Genomic DNA, 16,880 nt, shown 5'->3' on the forward strand with positions numbered 1-16,880 from the left:
ATCGTTTATATATTATTCAAGTAATTTTCCATACCAGCTTCATCGAGCTGAACAACATCCCAGTCGCGAAGCACTCTTGCTCCTTTTTTTTCATAAAACTTAACTGCTGGGGTATTCCAATCAATAACTTCCCAATTAATACGCTTTACTCCTAACTCTTTTCCATACTTAACCACTTCATTTAGCAATGCAGTTCCTAAGCCACTACCGCGCATCTTTTCAGCTACAATTAAATCTTCTAAATGGATTATAGGTCCTTTCCAGGTTGAGTACCGCGGAAAAGTCAAGGCAATACCTACTACAGCTCCATCAAGTTCACCAACAAAACAATGAAATAACTTTTCATTTCCAAAGCCATCTCTTTTTAAGTCTTCTACAGTTACTTCTACTGCATCGCCTTCTTTTTCAAAAATTGCCAATTCCTGTATTAACGCTAAAATTTGTGCACAATCTCCCTCTTGTGCTGGCCTTATTTTATAGTTCATCATTGTTATAAATAAAACACAAAGTTATAAATCTAAATAATCAAAATAAAATCATTATTACTGAGTTTAACAAAATAAGCGATATTTGTAAAAAACGAACAAAGTGTAAGATATTATGGTCAAAAGAAACCAAACATTAGGTGAATTTATTATTGAAAACCAAGACTCTTTTCAATACTCATCTGGAGAATTATCAAAACTTATTAATGCCATTCGATTAGCAGCCAAAGTTGTCAACCACGAAGTTAATAAGGCCGGATTGGTGGATATTTTAGGGAAAGCTGGTGACACAAACATACAAGGTGAAGACCAACAAAAACTAGATGTTTTCGCCAACGAAAAATTCATAAACACACTTACAAATCGTGAAATTGTTTGTGGTATTGCTTCTGAAGAAGAGGATGATTTTATCACTATTAACAGTAATGATGAAAATCATCAAAATAAATATGTCGTACTAATAGACCCATTAGATGGCTCATCGAATGTTGATGTTAATGTTTCTGTAGGTACTATTTTTTCAATTTATAGAAGAATTACACCGGTTGGCACGCCCGTTACACTGGCCGATTTTTTGCAACCCGGAAAAGAACAAGTTGCAGCAGGTTATATTGTGTATGGAACTTCCACCATGCTTGTCTACACCACTGGTGATGGCGTAAATGGATTTACATTAAATCCTGCGATTGGGACATTTTATTTATCACATCCGAATATGCAATTTCCTGAAACTGGTCAAATTTACTCTGTAAACGAAGGAAATTATATTCATTTTCATCAGGGTGTAAAAGACTATATTAAGTACTGTCAGCAAGAAGAGGGAGACCGACCTTACACCTCGCGTTATATTGGTTCATTAGTTTCCGACTTTCACAGAAACATGATTAAAGGTGGTATTTACATGTACCCTAAAAGTAGTGTATCGCAAAGTGGAAAATTGCGTCTTTTATATGAATGCAACCCTATGGCCTTTCTAGCAGAACAAGCCAATGGACTGGCTATTGGAGGTAAAAGCAGAATTATGGATATTGAACCTACTGAATTACACCAAAGGGTTCCCTTTTTCTGCGGAAGCAGGAAAATGGTTGAAAAACTACAAGAATTCTTAGATAAATATCATTGATGATTTTAAATAATCGCATAAAAAAAGAGGCAAATGCCTCCTTTTTTTATCAAATATTATTCGAACTATTATCGGTTCATATTCTTTATTTCATCAATAAAATTATCCTCATCAACACCAGCACTAACTAATTTTAGGGCCTTATCTACTACATATGATACATTTATAGGATTAAAACCCAAACCAACTCCCATGCGCTCTAACATTGACACTTGCTTTTCACCGAGTTCATGGTCTGCATATACCATACGTGTTAAATCAAATAATCTTTCCAGTCTACGGTCATAGCTGGTAGGTGGATTAATTGGATGCGAAGCATAATCTTTCAATATTTTAGCATAATCATCTTCCGACACATCTAGCTTACGAGCTAAGCGATCTAAAAAGGCACGCTCATCCTCGGTAATTACACCATCACTCATGGCTACTCGTACTATTGCTGCAAAATGATCTTGATTTCTTTTTCTAAAACCACTATCAAACAAATCTGAAATTGACATGTATTCTATTTTTATGGAAGCAAATATAAATTTTTTGAAGGTCTTATTTTCTGTATCGCTAATTTATTTTTAGAGTGTATTTTGTAACTTACGATAGCTATGAACAAACCACTTTTAGAATTTACTGCTAAAGGTATTTACTGCGATGCGGCTAAAATCTACCTAGACCCATGGAAACCTGTTGACAAAGCAATTATTTCTCACGGTCATGCAGACCATAGTCGATGGGGTCATAAAAAATATATTACACATCATAAGAATGTTCCAATAATTAGACATCGGTTAGGTGAAATAATTGTCACTGGAAAAGAATGGGAAGAAACCTTTAGCATTAATAATGTTAAATTTAGTCTACATCCTGCCGGACATATTATTGGCTCTTCGCAAATTCGTGTAGAACACAAAGGAGAAGTTTGGGTTTTTACTGGAGATTATAAAGATGAAGATGATGGTATTTCAACACCCTTTCAACCCATAAAATGCAATACATTTATTACTGAATGCACTTTTGGATTACCAGCTTTTACCTGGACTCCACAAAAAACAGTCTTTGAAGATATTAATCAATGGTGGCACGAAAATAGACAAGAAGGTAAAACTTCTATTCTTTTCGGCTATTCTCTGGGAAAAGCACAACGACTTTTAAAATATTTGAATACCGATATTGGTAAAATATATACCCATGGGGCCATAGAAAATATGACTGAGGTACTACGCCCAATTGTAGACTTTCCTAAAACTACCTTAATAACAAAAGAAACAAAAAAAGAAGATTTATCAGGAAACATAGTTTTAGCGCCACCTACTGCCCATGGCAGTACTTGGATACGTAAAATGGTACCTTATGTTACAGCTTCGGCAAGTGGTTGGATGACTTTTCGGGGAGCAAGAAGAAGACGAGCCATAGACAAGGGCTTCGTTCTTAGTGACCATTGTGATTGGCACGGTCTATTAAAAAGCATAAATGCTACTGGTGCTGAAAAAATTATATGTACCCATGGTTATACAGAAATTTTCTCCCGTTATTTAAGAGAACAAGGTTTTGACGCACGCACCGAGGAAACACAATATGAAGGTGAACCATTGGAAGCAAACACCACAGCTAAGGAGGAAGCTGATTTATGAAGAATTTTGCACAACTCATAAAGACGCTTGATAGCACAAACAAAACCAACCTAAAAGTGCAGGCTTTAGCTGAGTACTTTACAGTAGCTAGCGATAAAGATAAAGTTTGGACAATTGCCATTCTCTCTCATAGACGGCCACCAAGACCAGTTAACACCACATTAATTAGAAAATGGGCCTCAGAGTTAGCCAATATTCCTTTATGGCTTTTTGAGGAAAGCTATCATATAGTTGGAGATTTAGCTGAAACCATTGCGTTAATTGTACCCTCAAGAAAATCATCAACAGCTAAATCATTAACACGATATATTGAAGAAATGATTAGCCTAAAATCAAAATCTGATAAAGAAAAACAAAATTATCTTATTGAAAACTGGAAAAACTTAAACTATTATGAGCGCTTTGTTTTTACAAAACTGATGACAGGTGGCTTTCGTATAGGAGTCAGTCAAAAATTAATGACTCGTGCTTTATCTAAGGCGACAAAAATAGATGAAGATATACTGGCTTATAAGCTCATGGGTAATTGGGACCCAAATAAAATCTCTTTTCAAGAATTGGTGCTAGAAGAAAACGAAAGCGACTATTTATCCAAACCCTACCCATTCTATTTGGCATATGCTGTAGAAGATAGAATAAATAATCTAGGAAATATTAATGAATGGTCGGCTGAGCATAAATGGGATGGCATACGATCTCAAACAATAATTCGTAAGAACCAGCTGTTTATTTGGAGCCGTGGTGAAGAATTAGTGACTGACAAATATCCTGAATTCAATAAATTATTAGAGCTTATTCCCAATGGTACTGTGATTGATGGAGAAATTCTTCCATATCCAAACAACAAAATTGGAACATTTAACGATCTTCAATCCCGTATTGGAAGAAAAAAAGTATCAAAGGCATTATTAGAAAAAGTGCCTGTTATTTTAAAAGCCTACGATTTGCTAGAATGGAAGAATAAGGATATTCGCAACAAACCCTTTGAATATCGCCGAAAATTATTAGAAAAATTATTTAAAAATGTAATCCAACATAAAGCCTCAAAAGAAGACAAAGGCACTGTACCAATACAAATTTCAAAAACCATGCACTTTAAGTCGTGGGAAGAAGCTGTGGCAGAACGAGAAAACTCAAGAAATGTTCATAGCGAAGGATTAATGTTGAAACGAAAAGATTCTCCCTACTTAGTTGGCCGAAAAAAAGGAGACTGGTGGAAATGGAAAGTCGACCCTTTAACTATTGATGCCGTTTTAACATATGCCATGAGAGGGCACGGACGTAGAACTAATCTTTTTACAGATTACACTTTTGCTCTATGGCGCGAAAATGATAATGGAGAAAAAGAACTCGTAACTTTTGCCAAAGCTTATTCAGGATTGACTGATGCAGAATTTAGAAAAGTAGATTCTTGGATTAAAAAAAATACGTTAGAACGATTTGGACCTGTGCGTTCAGTTACACCAGAACTCGTATTTGAAATTGCCTTTGAAGGAATTGCACTTTCTAAACGACATAAAAGTGGTATTGCAACTCGCTTTCCTAGAATTTTGAGATGGCGAAAGGATAAAACCATTCATGAAGCAAATCATATTAACGACTTAAAAGAAATGATACCTTAACATGTAAATTGTGAATAGGGAAGAACTTTATCATATCGCCGAATTATGGTTTCAAAAACAGAATTGGAAACCCTTTAAATTTCAAAAAGATACTTGGAAGGCATTTCTACAGGGCAAAAACGGATTACTAAACGCACCTACGGGTAGTGGTAAGACTTATGCACTATGGTTTCCAATCGTTCTCAATTACATCAAAAAAAATCCACAATATAAGTCGAAACATAAAAAAGGATTAAAAGCCATTTGGATAACACCCCTTCGAGCGCTGTCAGAAGAAATTAGACAATCGGCAGAAAGAGTAACGGCAGATTTGGAAACTCAAATGACAGTTGGTATACGAACAGGTGATACTTCTCCAAAAGCAAGGGCCGCAATGAAAAAGCAAATGCCCGATTTATTAATTACAACACCAGAAAGTTTACAATTGCTACTAGCATCCAAAGGATACTCAAAGATATTTCAAAATTGTACTGCTATAGTTGTAGACGAGTGGCACGAACTTTTAGGCACTAAACGTGGGGTACAAATGGAACTTGCACTTTCGCGATTAAAATCTGTTTCGAAAGAATTGCGGATTTGGGGAATTTCTGCCACTATCGGAAATTTAGAACAGGCACGAGAAGTGCTGCTCGGCCCACAGTCAGAAGCATTGACAAATTCAATTATGATTAAGGCCAACATTAAAAAGAAAATTACCATTAAAAGTATTATTCCTAAGAAAATGGAGACTTTTCCATGGCGTGGTCATCTAGGAATTCGATTATTAGAAGACGTAATTCCTATCATTGAAAATAGTAAAACAACACTATTATTTACCAACACTAGAAGTCAGTGTGAAATTTGGTTTCAAAAAATATTAGAAAAGCATCCAGAATATGCAGGTGAAATTGCCATGCATCATGGAAGCATCAATAAAGAAACTCGAAACTGGGTAGAACAAGCCATTCGAAATGAAAATTTAAAAGCTGTAGTTTGCACATCGAGTTTAGATTTAGGAGTAGACTTTGCACCGGTTGAAACAATAGTTCAAATTGGAGGACCCAAAGGAGTTGCTCGTTTTCTACAACGCGCAGGTCGTAGCGGTCACCGTCCTGGAAAAGAAAGTGTAATTTATTTTATGCCCACCCACGCCATAGAATTAATTGAAGCTTCAGCATTACAACAGGCAGTAAAGAAAAACACGGTAGAAGACCGATTGCCCTACCTTAATAGCTATGATGTTCTATTACAGTTTTTAACAACATTAGCTATTTCTGAAGGATTTTATCCTGATAAAATCTTCGAAGAAATTCGACAAACTTTTTGTTATCAAACCTTAACAAAAGACAAATGGCAGTGGCTTCTGAATTTCCTAGTAATGGGAAGTCAAAGTTTACAAGCCTACGACGAGTATAAAAAAATAAGCATAGAAGAAGATGGTAAATTTACCGTTAATGATCGTGGGGTAGCCATGCGTCATCGGTTTCAGATTGGCACCATTGTAGGTGATGTAAATTTATCTGTGCGCTATCAAAAAGGCGGATTTATTGGTTCTATCGAAGAATATTTTATATCCAAACTAAATAGAGGTGACGTATTCACCTTTGCTGGAAGAAATTTAGAATTTATTCGAATTAAAGGAATGCAAGTTCATGTTAGAAATTCTAATAAAAAAACCAATAGAATTTCAAGTTGGATGGGTAGTCGAATGACATTATCTGCACAGATGTCAGAATTATTAAGACAGGAACTATATTCTTCATATAAAGCCCCAAAAGACCAATCTCCAGAAATTAAATCATTAGCACATATTTTTGAAAGACAACGTAGAGAAAGTATCGTACCGAAACCAAATGAATTTCTTATTGAAACTTTTAAAACGAGAGATGGATTTCATCATATTTTTTATCCCTTCGAAGGTCGTTTTGTCCATGAAGCTATGGGAAGTTTACTAGGCTATAGAATAAGCTTACTATCCCCAATAACTTTCTCCTTAGCCTTTAACGATTATGGTTTTGAATTACTTTCAGACCAACCAATTGACATACAACAAGTACTAGATAATAATCTGTTTACTACTGAGTACTTGCTTGACGATTTACAAAAAAGTCTGAATGCTACCGAAATGGCACGAAGAAAATTTCGAGATATTGCCATTATTAGCGGAATGGTTTTTACAGGATATCCAAATAAGGCCATTAAAATGAAGCATTTGCAAAGTAATTCGCAATTATTGTTTGAGGTGTTCCGCGATTATGAACCAGAAAATTTATTATTTCAACAAGCGTTTACAGAAACCTTTCAGCATCAATTAGAAGAAGGTCGTTTGCGACTATCCATGGAACGAATTGCTACACAAGAAATCGTTTGGAAAGAATGTAAAAAAGCTACTCCCTTTGCCTTTCCACTAATTACAGACCGGATGAGTCGCGAAAAACTATCCAGCGAAAAATGGGAGGATCGCATAAAACGTATGACTGCAATTTTGATGAAAAAGTAAATACCTTTGGTTTTCATGAACACCGAGTCGATAAATATTTTAGAACATCAATTTACCATGCACCCTCATGGCGCTTTATTTTGGCATGAAAACTCAATGCTATTAATTAGCGATGTTCATCTGGGCAAAATTTCACACTTTCGAAAATACGGAGCAGCGGTACCACAAAAAGCAATCCAAAAGAACTTTGAATTATTGAACGAGGTCATCACTTTTTTCGAACCTGAAAAGATTATTTTTATGGGTGATCTTTTTCATTCTTCTTTAAATAAAGAATGGGAATTATTTAAAAAATGGACACATAATATTCATGCTAAAATTATACTGGTAATCGGCAATCATGATATTATTTCACCTTTAAAATATGAAGAATTAGGAATTGAAGTCGTCCCCGAAATAAATTTAGATGGTTTTCTTTTAACACATCATCCCGAAGAAAGAGAGGAGCTTTTTAATTTTTGCGGGCATATCCATCCTGCAATTCGCTTAAGAGGTTTGGGTCGCCAATCCGTACGATTACGTTGTTTTTACAAATTAGAATTACAACTATTACTTCCTGCATTTGGTGAATTTACAGGATCACATACAAAAGAGCCTGAAACTAATTGTCAGATTTTTGCACTATTAGGAGATACTGTACTACCCGTACCAATTGAAACCTATCAAAAGAAAAAACGAAATTGGAAATAATTTGTAGAAGGACAATTGAACTTTTAAAATTTTATTAAACACTATTCTTAAAGAAAAGCATTATGCAAAGGCGACTTTCCCTTTTAAATCTATTTTCTGTACTTCTTGTAATTACTGTAAATTATATTTCACAAGCAATTCGTTTTAATGAAACTACAATCGGTGAAGTAAGCAATAAATATTTCAATCTTTTTACCCCAGAAGGCTATGCTTTTGCCATTTGGGGGTTAATTTTTATTGCACTAATCGCATATGGTGGCTATCAAGTAAAATTGTCTTATACCAATAAAACTGAAGAAAAATCTATTCTAAAAACAGCATATTGGTTTGTAATTGCCAATTTCTTAAACTGTGTTTGGGTATTTGTTTTTGCTTACGAATATACCGGAATTTCTGTTTTAGTAATGCTAGGTATTTTAATTGCTCTGATAAAAATAATTTTAAACACCAATATGGCATTAGCACCAGTTTCTCGTTCAACATATTTTTTCAATCGATTACCAATAGGAATATATAGTGGTTGGATAGCAGTCGCGACCATCGCTAATATAGCTGCCTATTTAGCTAAATTAAATTGGGAGGGTAGTTTTCTTTCAGAAACCGGGTGGACTATTACAATGATTATAATTGCTACCATATTAAACCTTATTGTTCTATATACTCGTAAAATGTATGAATTTGCAGTGGTTGGCATTTGGGCTTTATTCGCTATTTACATCCGTCATCAACATAAATATGAGACCATCGCATATACGGCCCTAATAGGATGCTTGATTATTTTGGTCGCTATTATAGGAATTGCTTTAAAACATAGAAAAAATAGTGTACACATTTCTACTACTTAATATCCTTGAAATAAGTTCACTTCAATTTTGTTTCATTTGGTTAGAATAAACTTAGATATCGAGTTATCTTTGCATTTCAAACATTGAAGGTTGACCCAAATTAGCATTCAAGAGCTGTTTTTAGAGTCTCCGAAATCTCGGAAACTCAGAGATACTATTGCCCAGTCCGAAACAAACACGCACAACAATATTCTCATTAAAAATCTTTCGGGATCCGCACTTTCTTTTGTTCTTTCAGATGCATTCAAAAATACCGACAAACCTTTTCTTTTAATATTTGACGATAAAGAAGAAGCTGCCTACTTTTTAAATGACCTTGAACAGCTTATAGGCACTAATGATTCACTTTTTTACCCAGGCAGTTATCGCAGACCTTACCAAATTGAAGAAACTGACAATGCAAACGTTTTACTTAGAGCTGAAGTTTTAAACCGTATAAACTCGCGTAAAAAACCTGCCATAATAGTAACGTATCCTGATGCATTATTTGAAAAAGTAGTTACCCGAAGAGAATTAGAAAAAAATACGCTGAAAATAAAGCTAGACGATACACTTTCATTAGATTTTTTAAACGAAGTACTTTTTGAATATCAATTTAAAAGAGTTGACTTTGTTACTGAACCTGGAGAATTTTCGGTACGAGGAGGTATTGTAGATGTTTTTTCTTTTGCACATGATCAGCCATATCGAATTGAATTTTTTGGTGATGAAGTTGATAGTATTCGAACATTTGATGTAGAAACACAACTATCTACCGAAAAAGTAAAAAAAATTAGTATTATTCCGAATGTGGCTAATAAATTAATGGAAGAAAAGCGTGAAAGCTTCCTAAATTACATAGCTTCAGACACCGTAATTTTCATAAAGAACACAGAACTACTTTATGCGCGTTTGGATGATTTTTTTAAGAAAGCAAAAATCGCTTTCACAAAGTTATCTGAAAACATAAAACATGCAGAGCCAGAAGAATTATTCTTAAATGCGGATAGTTTTAAAGAGCAAATATCAAAATTCGTTGTACTCGAATCAAAAACACAGCAAATACATTCGTATCAGCATGCAATAGAGTTTAGCACAAAACCACAACCTTCTTTCAATAAAAAGTTCGACTTGCTCATTGAAAATTTAAACGAGCACAAAACTAAGGGATTTACAAATTATATTTTCTGTGCAAGTGAACAACAAGCTAAACGTTTTCATGCCATCTTTGAGGACAACAAAAACAATGTACATTATGAAACTATAGTTCTACCTTTATATCAGGGTTTTATTAATGATGATTTAAAAATAGTATGTTATACCGATCATCAAATATTTGAACGATACCATAAATTTCAACTCAAAAATGGCTATGCCAAAAAACAGGCAATCACCTTAAATGAACTTAACAAACTAGAAGTTGGAGATTTTGTTACCCATATTGACCATGGCATTGGTAAGTTCGGTGGGCTTCAAAAAATTGATGTAGAAGGAAAAAAACAAGAAGCCATTAAGTTAATGTATGGAGATCGTGATACACTTTACGTAAGTATACATTCGCTTCATAAAATCTCAAAATTTAATGGTAAGGATGGGGCTGCTCCTAAAATTTACAAATTAGGTTCTGCGGCTTGGAAAAAACTCAAACAAAAAACAAAATCACGAGTTAAGAAAATAGCATTTGACCTAATAAAGGTATATGCTAAACGTAGATTAGAAAAAGGATTTCAATATGCACCCGACAGTTACCTTCAAAACGAATTGGAAGCCTCTTTTATTTATGAAGACACTCCGGATCAAAGTAAATCTACAGAAGATGTAAAACGAGACATGGAAAGCGAACGTCCAATGGATCGTTTAATTTGTGGAGATGTAGGTTTTGGCAAAACAGAAATAGCAATTCGAGCCGCTTTTAAAGCTGTTGACAACGGTAAACAAGTAGCAGTTTTAGTGCCTACCACAATTCTAGCCTTTCAACATCATAAAACTTTTTCAGAACGGCTGAATGAAATGCCAGTTAAAGTAGACTATTTAAATCGTTTTAGAAGCACCAAAGAAAGGCGTGAAACTTTAGAAGAATTAGCAGCTGGTAAAGTAGATATAATAGTCGGCACACACCAATTAGTGAATAAAAATGTAAAGTTTAAGGACCTCGGACTTTTAATTGTTGATGAGGAACAAAAATTTGGCGTATCAGTTAAAGACAAGCTAAAATCAATTAAAGAAAATGTCGATGTTTTAACATTAACAGCAACACCAATTCCCCGAACTCTCCAATTTAGCCTGATGGCTGCGCGCGATTTATCTGTTATTAACACGGCCCCTCCCAATAGATACCCTATTGAAAGTAGAGTTGTGCGATTTCATGAGGAAATAATTCGTGATGCTATTAGTTATGAAATTCAACGAGGAGGTCAGGTATTTTTTATTCATAATAGAATAGAAAATATAAAAGAGGTTGCAGGTATGATTCAACGATTAGTACCTGATGCCAAGGTTGGTATTGGACATGGCCAAATGGAAGGAAAAAAACTAGAAGCCTTAATGCTAGGTTTTATGAATGGCGAATTTGATGTACTAGTATCAACAACCATTGTAGAAAGTGGTTTGGATGTAACCAATGCCAACACCATTTTCATTAATAACGCTAATAATTTTGGACTTAGTGATTTGCACCAAATGCGTGGCCGCGTTGGTCGAAGTAACAAAAAAGCCTTTTGTTACTTTATTACACCTCCTTATGAAGTTATGACACCTCATGCACGTAAGCGAATTGAAGCGCTTGAACAATTTACAGAATTAGGAAGTGGTTTTAATATCGCAATGAAAGACCTAGAAATTAGAGGTGCTGGTGACCTTTTAGGCGGTGAACAAAGTGGCTTTATTAACGAAATTGGTTTTGAAACATATCAAAAAATATTAGCCGAAGCCATCGACGAACTTAAAGAAAATGAGTTTAAAGATTTATACGAAGATGTAGAAGGACATAAGGTAAAGGTATTTGTAAAAGAAACTCAAATAGATACTGATTTTCAACTACAGTTTCCAGACGATTATGTAAATAATATTACTGAGCGACTTAATTTGTACACCGAGCTCAATAAGATTAATGATGAGGAAGGACTTCTTAAATATGAAACACAATTAGTTGATCGCTTTGGTGAATTACCCTCTGAGGCAGAAGATTTAATGAACTCTGTACGCATAAAATGGATAGCAAATAGTATTGGTTTAGAGAAAGTAGTACTTAAAAAAGGTAAGTTAATAGGGTATTTTATTCGCGATCAACAATCAGAATTCTACCAAAGCGCAAGCTTCACTAATGTGCTTCAATTTGTACAGAAAAACCCACAAAAATGCAAGTTGAAAGAGAAGCAAACCCGTAACGGACTTCGACTCTTGTTGGTTTTTGAAGAAATAAGCTCCATTGAAAAAGCTTTACTAGCATTAACCCCGTTAGAGTAATAACTTAACGATGTTTTAATGTCATAAATCGGATAGTTTTGCGTTATTCAATCATATTTGTGTAACTTCGTTCCTTTCTAACCCCACAATTAGAAATATGAAAATTCCTAGTCTAGGTTTTAGCCTAGTAGAAAAATTTGCAATAGTACAGGCCGTAGATGCAGTAATCGTTGCTGACGGTAAAATTCACAAAGGAGAAATCAACGCCTTAAGTCAGTTAATGAGGCGCATCGATTTTGAAACCAATTTCATCCTACAAGCTAGAAATATGAGTCTCGATCAGGGTCGAGCTATATTGCGTGAGATGTCTTATAAAAAGAAAAAAGCTATTGCTGGTATTCTAGAGGAGATTGCAATGTCCGATGGGTACATTCATGAAAAAGAATCGACATTAATAGCTTCTATTATTGACCACATTGGTATTCGAAATGAAGCCCGCGCTGCCAAATAAAGGATACTTAAAGCTTTAGTTACAATTTCTTTACAACATAATTACTTTTGATGGTATAGGTTTACGTGACTCCACTAAACCCTTTTTTCCCTATATTAGTTTGAAAATTTCTTCTGAACACAAACTAATTGAAAATACAAATACCTTATCAAAAAATGAATAAAAAAAATTATGCCTTAGTAATAGCAGTTCTGCTATTCAGTTTTTTTCTAAAAGCACAACCTAGCAAACAACTTGTAAATGTTTTAATAAGTCCGAATCACTCAGATTGGACCTACATTATTGGAGAACAAGCTGAATTTTCAATTAGCGTAATACAAAATAAAGTACCCTTAAAAAATATTGAAGTAAACTATAAATTTGAACCTGATTCTGGTTATCGTAAAATAAAAACTTTAGATAAAGGAAGTTTTACCTTAGCAGCTAACTCTAAAATAAAAGCACCAAAGTTTAACGAACCAGGCTTTCTTCGATGCACTGCCACTGTAACAGTCAATGGTAAAGAGTATTCGTCGTATACTACCGTAGGTTACGAACCTAACAAAATAAAGCCTAGCACTACATTGCCCTCCGATTTTGAAAAATTTTGGAACCAAGGAAAGGAAGAATTAGCAGCGGTTGAGATGAAGCCTGTTCTAACTTTAATGCCTGAAAGATGTACAGATGAAGTAGATGTATATCATGTAAAGCTGAATAATGTGAAAGGTAAAATTTACGGCATTCTAACTACTCCTAAGAAAGCAGGAAAGTACCCTGCCATTTTACACGTGCCTGGAGCCGGAATTCGACCTTATTATGGTGAAATAGAAGAAGCATCTGAAGGATTTGTATCCTTTACAATTGGGATTCATGGCATTCCAGTAAACTTAGATAAAAGTGTTTATGATGATTTAAGAGCGGGGCCATTAAACAATTATCAGGTTTTTAATTTAGACGATAAGGATAATATGTATTATCGAAGAGTCTACCTTGGCTGCATACGTGCAGTAGATTTCATTGAAAGCCTAGAACAATTTAATGGTGAGGATATTGGAGTTACTGGAGGTAGTCAAGGAGGCGCACTTTCACTTGTTATAGCTGGCCTAGATGAACGTATTGACTATTTAGCAGCCTTCTATCCTGCTCTTTCAGACATGACAGGGTTTTTATCCGGGAGAGCTGGTGGGTGGCCTCAAATTTTTGTGGACGACTTTACCAATAAAAAAGAGAAAATCGAAGTTTCCAAATATTATGATGTTGTGAATTTTGCACGCTACGTAAAAGCTGAAGGATGGTACAGTTGGGGTTATAACGATAATGTTTGTTCTCCTGCATCCACGTTTTCAGCTTATAATGTTATTTCAGCTAAAAAAGAGTTACATGTTTTCCAAGAAACCCAACATTGGACGTTTCCTGAACAAAGAGAACAACGAAACAATTGGCTTTACAAAAAGCTTAAAGATTAATATTTGAACTAAAGATCCAATTTGGTTCAATTGTTGCCCATTAATAAATATGAAAAAAACAGTCGTCTTAGTACTTTGCTTTATCAGTTCATTAGTTTATTCACAACATAATATTTCGGGTACGTTTTCGCCTGCCGATGAATACTCTTGGCTTATTGCATATCGCTTAACGCCAACCTCTCAAGTATATGTCGCCGATACAAAAATAAAAAAAGGAGAATTCAATTTAGAAATACCTACAAATGCACTTCCTGGCACATACCGATTGGTTTATGCTGTGCCGCAAGATGAATTTTATATAGATGTTTTATATAGCGGAAAAGAAGACATAATATTGAATTTCAAAAGCGGCGAAGAAGTAGCTTTTATTACATCTAAAGAGAATATACTATTCAGTACTTACTTTAAAGAAATAGCAGATCTAGAACGAGATGTTATTAAATATTATTCATCAAAGTCAAAAAATACTAAAGAGTATAAAAAGTTAAACAATTCGCTATTAAGTGTCCAAAAAGCATACGAATCAAAAACAAATGGATTATTAGTTAACGATTTTATTAAGGCGAATCACCCATTTATTGCAACTTCTAACCTTACTCCTGAACAATATATAAAAGCTAAAAAGGATGATTATTTTACGTATTTAGATTTTACAAATACTACCCTTCAAGGTTCTAACTTTTTAAAAAATAAGGTGATTAATTTTGCATTTACTGCACTACCCTTAAAGTCTTTATCAGACGCTGAAATTGAAGAAGAAATCCAATCTAACATTAATACTGTAGCCCAAATAATCAAAAACTTATCAGATGATTATCAATTCACTTTATTTCATTCCATTTATAAAAATGCATCGTCATTAGAACTTAGTCTTATTCCTGACTTTGTATTAAATCAATATTTAAAATCTACCGTCAATTCTGAAGAGAATAAAAAGACTTTAAAGCAAATAGAAGCTGAGAATAGGTTAAGAATTGGCGCTATTGCACCAGAAATTGAATGGCAATCTAAAGGGAAACAGAAAAAGCTAAGCACATTGGAAAGTGCTAGAAATTATATATTAATTTTTTGGAGTAGCACATGTTCTCATTGTTTACATGAGTTACCTGCCTTGCATAAAGAACTAAAGAAATTCTCTCAAATTCAGGTTGTAGCTATTGGTCTGGAGGATGATGAAATCAGCTGGAAATTAGAATCTGAAAAACTTAACGATTTTGAACATGTAATTGCACTAGGTAAATGGGATAGTAAATACGCCGATTTATACGATATCCATCAAACACCTACATACTACATTTTAGACAGTAAAAAAAGGATTGTTTTAAAACCAGAGAGTGACAAAGTTGTAGTGGATTTTTTAACTCACTAAAGAGTTTTTAAATCTTTTATAGTTTTAAAAGCAACATCAACTTGGTCATCATCGACTAATATTGTAAACTCATTTGTAGTAGAAATCACCTCGTAAAGCACTATACCTTCCCATGCTAGTCTTTGAAAAATAAAATAGTAAATACCAGGTACCGAAACATTTTCAGCAGGTAATTTAACCGTAATTGAAGACAGATTTTCAGCCTTCTGCGTACATTTTTCTGCCCTAAACAACTCTTCAACTACATCATCTAAAATATTACTAACCACAATATTTATTTCATTAACACCTCTTGAAGAAGTATAAAACACATCGTGATTAACATTCACAGCTTCCAACAATTTTGCTTGTTGATGTAACACTGTATCCGAAGCTAAAAAAGTATAATCTGTTAATGAAGATCGAACTGTAATCTCACCAATATTCTTTAAAACTTTAACAATCTTATGAGTTGCTCTAAATTCAAGATCATCAGAAAGCCTTTTTAAAGCCATTACAATAGCACCATTTCTAATGTCTTTAGATAATTCTTCTTGAATTTCCGGTTTAATTATTCGTGAAAGTGACGTTAGGTTAATAATTCCTTGGGCTAACGCACTCTGTAGAAATGGTTTTTTCTTGATATATTCTTCAACTACTGATGAGATAGTTTTCATGCTTAATATTGATTTATGTGTAAAAATAACAAATTGTTACAAATAAAACAAAAGAAAAAATGAGAAGATTATTAAAAATGATAAAATGCATTCTCTAAATGTTCAATTCTAAATATTTTTCTATTCTTTAATATAGTTATTACATCGAATCGGGCATCTAAATCGAGGTTATGCTCAATGACAAATTGATTAGCACCTTCAACCAAAAGTTTAATTTTTTTTGATGTTATAGTATCCGCTATAGCAATAATTTGATCATTACTTCGCGCCCTAACCTCCACAATTGCAAGCACACCTTCCTTTTGTGCTATTATATCAATTTCAGATTTCAAAAATCTATAATTTCGAGCGTGAACTTTATACCCTTTATTGACTAAAAAATCTACAGCAATTTGTTCTCCTTCTTTACCAAATTCGTTATGCTTTCCCACTTATCAATTAAATTATTACATTAAAATAATGCATTTCATCGAAAATATATGTAGTTAAACGTCTTATTAGACCACATGTCCGTAAATCTTTATGCACGTTATCGAAATTAAGTCAAATCGGGTACTATACCCAGCTTAACTTCGTTATTTAGTTGCCCCCAAGCACATGAACGTCACCTATTAACGCCCTACTTAACTATGGAATATTTCATTAA

14 protein-coding genes are annotated in these 16,880 nt (G+C 34.1%); 10 read left to right on the forward strand and 4 right to left on the reverse strand.

Features of this window, described 5'->3' with window-relative positions:
* Positions 1 to 5: 5 nt before the first annotated feature.
* On the reverse strand, positions 6 to 485 hold the full coding sequence (locus ABJF52_RS07550; RefSeq protein WP_348148640.1) for a GNAT family N-acetyltransferase: 480 nt from the start codon (positions 483 to 485) through the stop codon (positions 6 to 8).
* Positions 486 to 600: 115 nt separating this feature from the next.
* Here ABJF52_RS07550 and fbp point away from each other — a divergent pair, with 115 nt between their 5' ends.
* Positions 601 to 1,608 carry a class 1 fructose-bisphosphatase gene (fbp, locus tag ABJF52_RS07555; RefSeq protein ID WP_348148602.1) on the forward strand — a complete coding sequence of 336 codons (1,008 nt, stop codon included), beginning with the start codon at positions 601 to 603 and terminating at the stop codon, positions 1,606 to 1,608.
* Positions 1,609 to 1,676: 68 nt separating this feature from the next.
* Here the strand turns inward: fbp and ABJF52_RS07560 are convergent, their stop codons facing one another.
* Positions 1,677 to 2,108, reverse strand: coding sequence for a TerB family tellurite resistance protein (locus ABJF52_RS07560; protein ID WP_348148605.1), 432 nt, complete (start codon positions 2,106 to 2,108; stop codon positions 1,677 to 1,679).
* A 99-nt stretch (positions 2,109 to 2,207) separates the two neighbouring features.
* Here ABJF52_RS07560 and ABJF52_RS07565 point away from each other — a divergent pair, with 99 nt between their 5' ends.
* From ABJF52_RS07565 to ABJF52_RS07605, 9 genes are all read left to right on the forward strand, one after another.
* Complete coding sequence (locus ABJF52_RS07565; protein ID WP_348148606.1) at positions 2,208 to 3,233, forward strand: ligase-associated DNA damage response exonuclease; 1,026 nt, start codon at positions 2,208 to 2,210, stop codon at positions 3,231 to 3,233.
* Positions 3,230 to 4,855, forward strand: a complete 1,626-nt coding sequence (locus tag ABJF52_RS07570; RefSeq protein ID WP_348148610.1) for an ATP-dependent DNA ligase — start codon at positions 3,230 to 3,232, stop codon at positions 4,853 to 4,855. Before ABJF52_RS07565 ends, ABJF52_RS07570 begins: the two co-directional genes overlap by 4 nt.
* Positions 4,856 to 4,865: 10 nt before the next feature.
* A complete protein-coding gene (locus ABJF52_RS07575) occupies positions 4,866 to 7,334 on the forward strand; it encodes a ligase-associated DNA damage response DEXH box helicase (RefSeq protein ID WP_348148612.1) in 2,469 nt (822 codons plus the stop codon).
* A 15-nt stretch (positions 7,335 to 7,349) separates the two neighbouring features.
* Positions 7,350 to 8,024, forward strand: coding sequence for a ligase-associated DNA damage response endonuclease PdeM (pdeM, locus tag ABJF52_RS07580; protein WP_348148614.1), 675 nt, complete (start codon positions 7,350 to 7,352; stop codon positions 8,022 to 8,024).
* 62 nt (positions 8,025 to 8,086) lie between these two features.
* Entirely contained in the window at positions 8,087 to 8,869 is a 783-nt protein-coding gene (locus tag ABJF52_RS07585) for a tryptophan-rich sensory protein (RefSeq protein ID WP_348148617.1), read from the forward strand.
* A 90-nt stretch (positions 8,870 to 8,959) separates the two neighbouring features.
* A complete protein-coding gene (mfd, locus tag ABJF52_RS07590; protein WP_348148620.1) occupies positions 8,960 to 12,313 on the forward strand; it encodes a transcription-repair coupling factor in 3,354 nt (1,117 codons plus the stop codon).
* 97 nt (positions 12,314 to 12,410) lie between these two features.
* Positions 12,411 to 12,764: a TerB family tellurite resistance protein gene (locus ABJF52_RS07595; protein ID WP_348148623.1), complete on the forward strand. Its 354-nt coding sequence runs from the start codon at positions 12,411 to 12,413 to the stop codon at positions 12,762 to 12,764.
* Between the two features lie 155 nt (positions 12,765 to 12,919).
* Positions 12,920 to 14,209, forward strand: coding sequence for an acetylxylan esterase (locus tag ABJF52_RS07600; protein ID WP_348148625.1), 1,290 nt, complete (start codon positions 12,920 to 12,922; stop codon positions 14,207 to 14,209).
* 49 nt (positions 14,210 to 14,258) lie between these two features.
* Positions 14,259 to 15,578 carry a thioredoxin family protein gene (locus tag ABJF52_RS07605; protein ID WP_348148628.1) on the forward strand — a complete coding sequence of 440 codons (1,320 nt, stop codon included), beginning with the start codon at positions 14,259 to 14,261 and terminating at the stop codon, positions 15,576 to 15,578.
* On the opposite strand, the gene ABJF52_RS07610 is transcribed toward ABJF52_RS07605, so the two are convergent.
* Positions 15,575 to 16,234, reverse strand: coding sequence for an aspartate kinase (locus ABJF52_RS07610; RefSeq protein ID WP_348148631.1), 660 nt, complete (start codon positions 16,232 to 16,234; stop codon positions 15,575 to 15,577). The genes ABJF52_RS07605 and ABJF52_RS07610 overlap by 4 nt on opposite strands.
* A gap of 71 nt (positions 16,235 to 16,305) precedes the next feature.
* Positions 16,306 to 16,665, reverse strand: a complete 360-nt coding sequence (locus ABJF52_RS07615; RefSeq protein WP_348148634.1) for a YraN family protein — start codon at positions 16,663 to 16,665, stop codon at positions 16,306 to 16,308.
* Positions 16,666 to 16,880: the final 215 nt, after the last annotated feature.

It is taken from the genome of Aurantibacter sp., from assembly GCF_039941195.1.
Taxonomy (GTDB): Bacteria; Bacteroidota; Bacteroidia; order Flavobacteriales; family Flavobacteriaceae; genus Aurantibacter_A.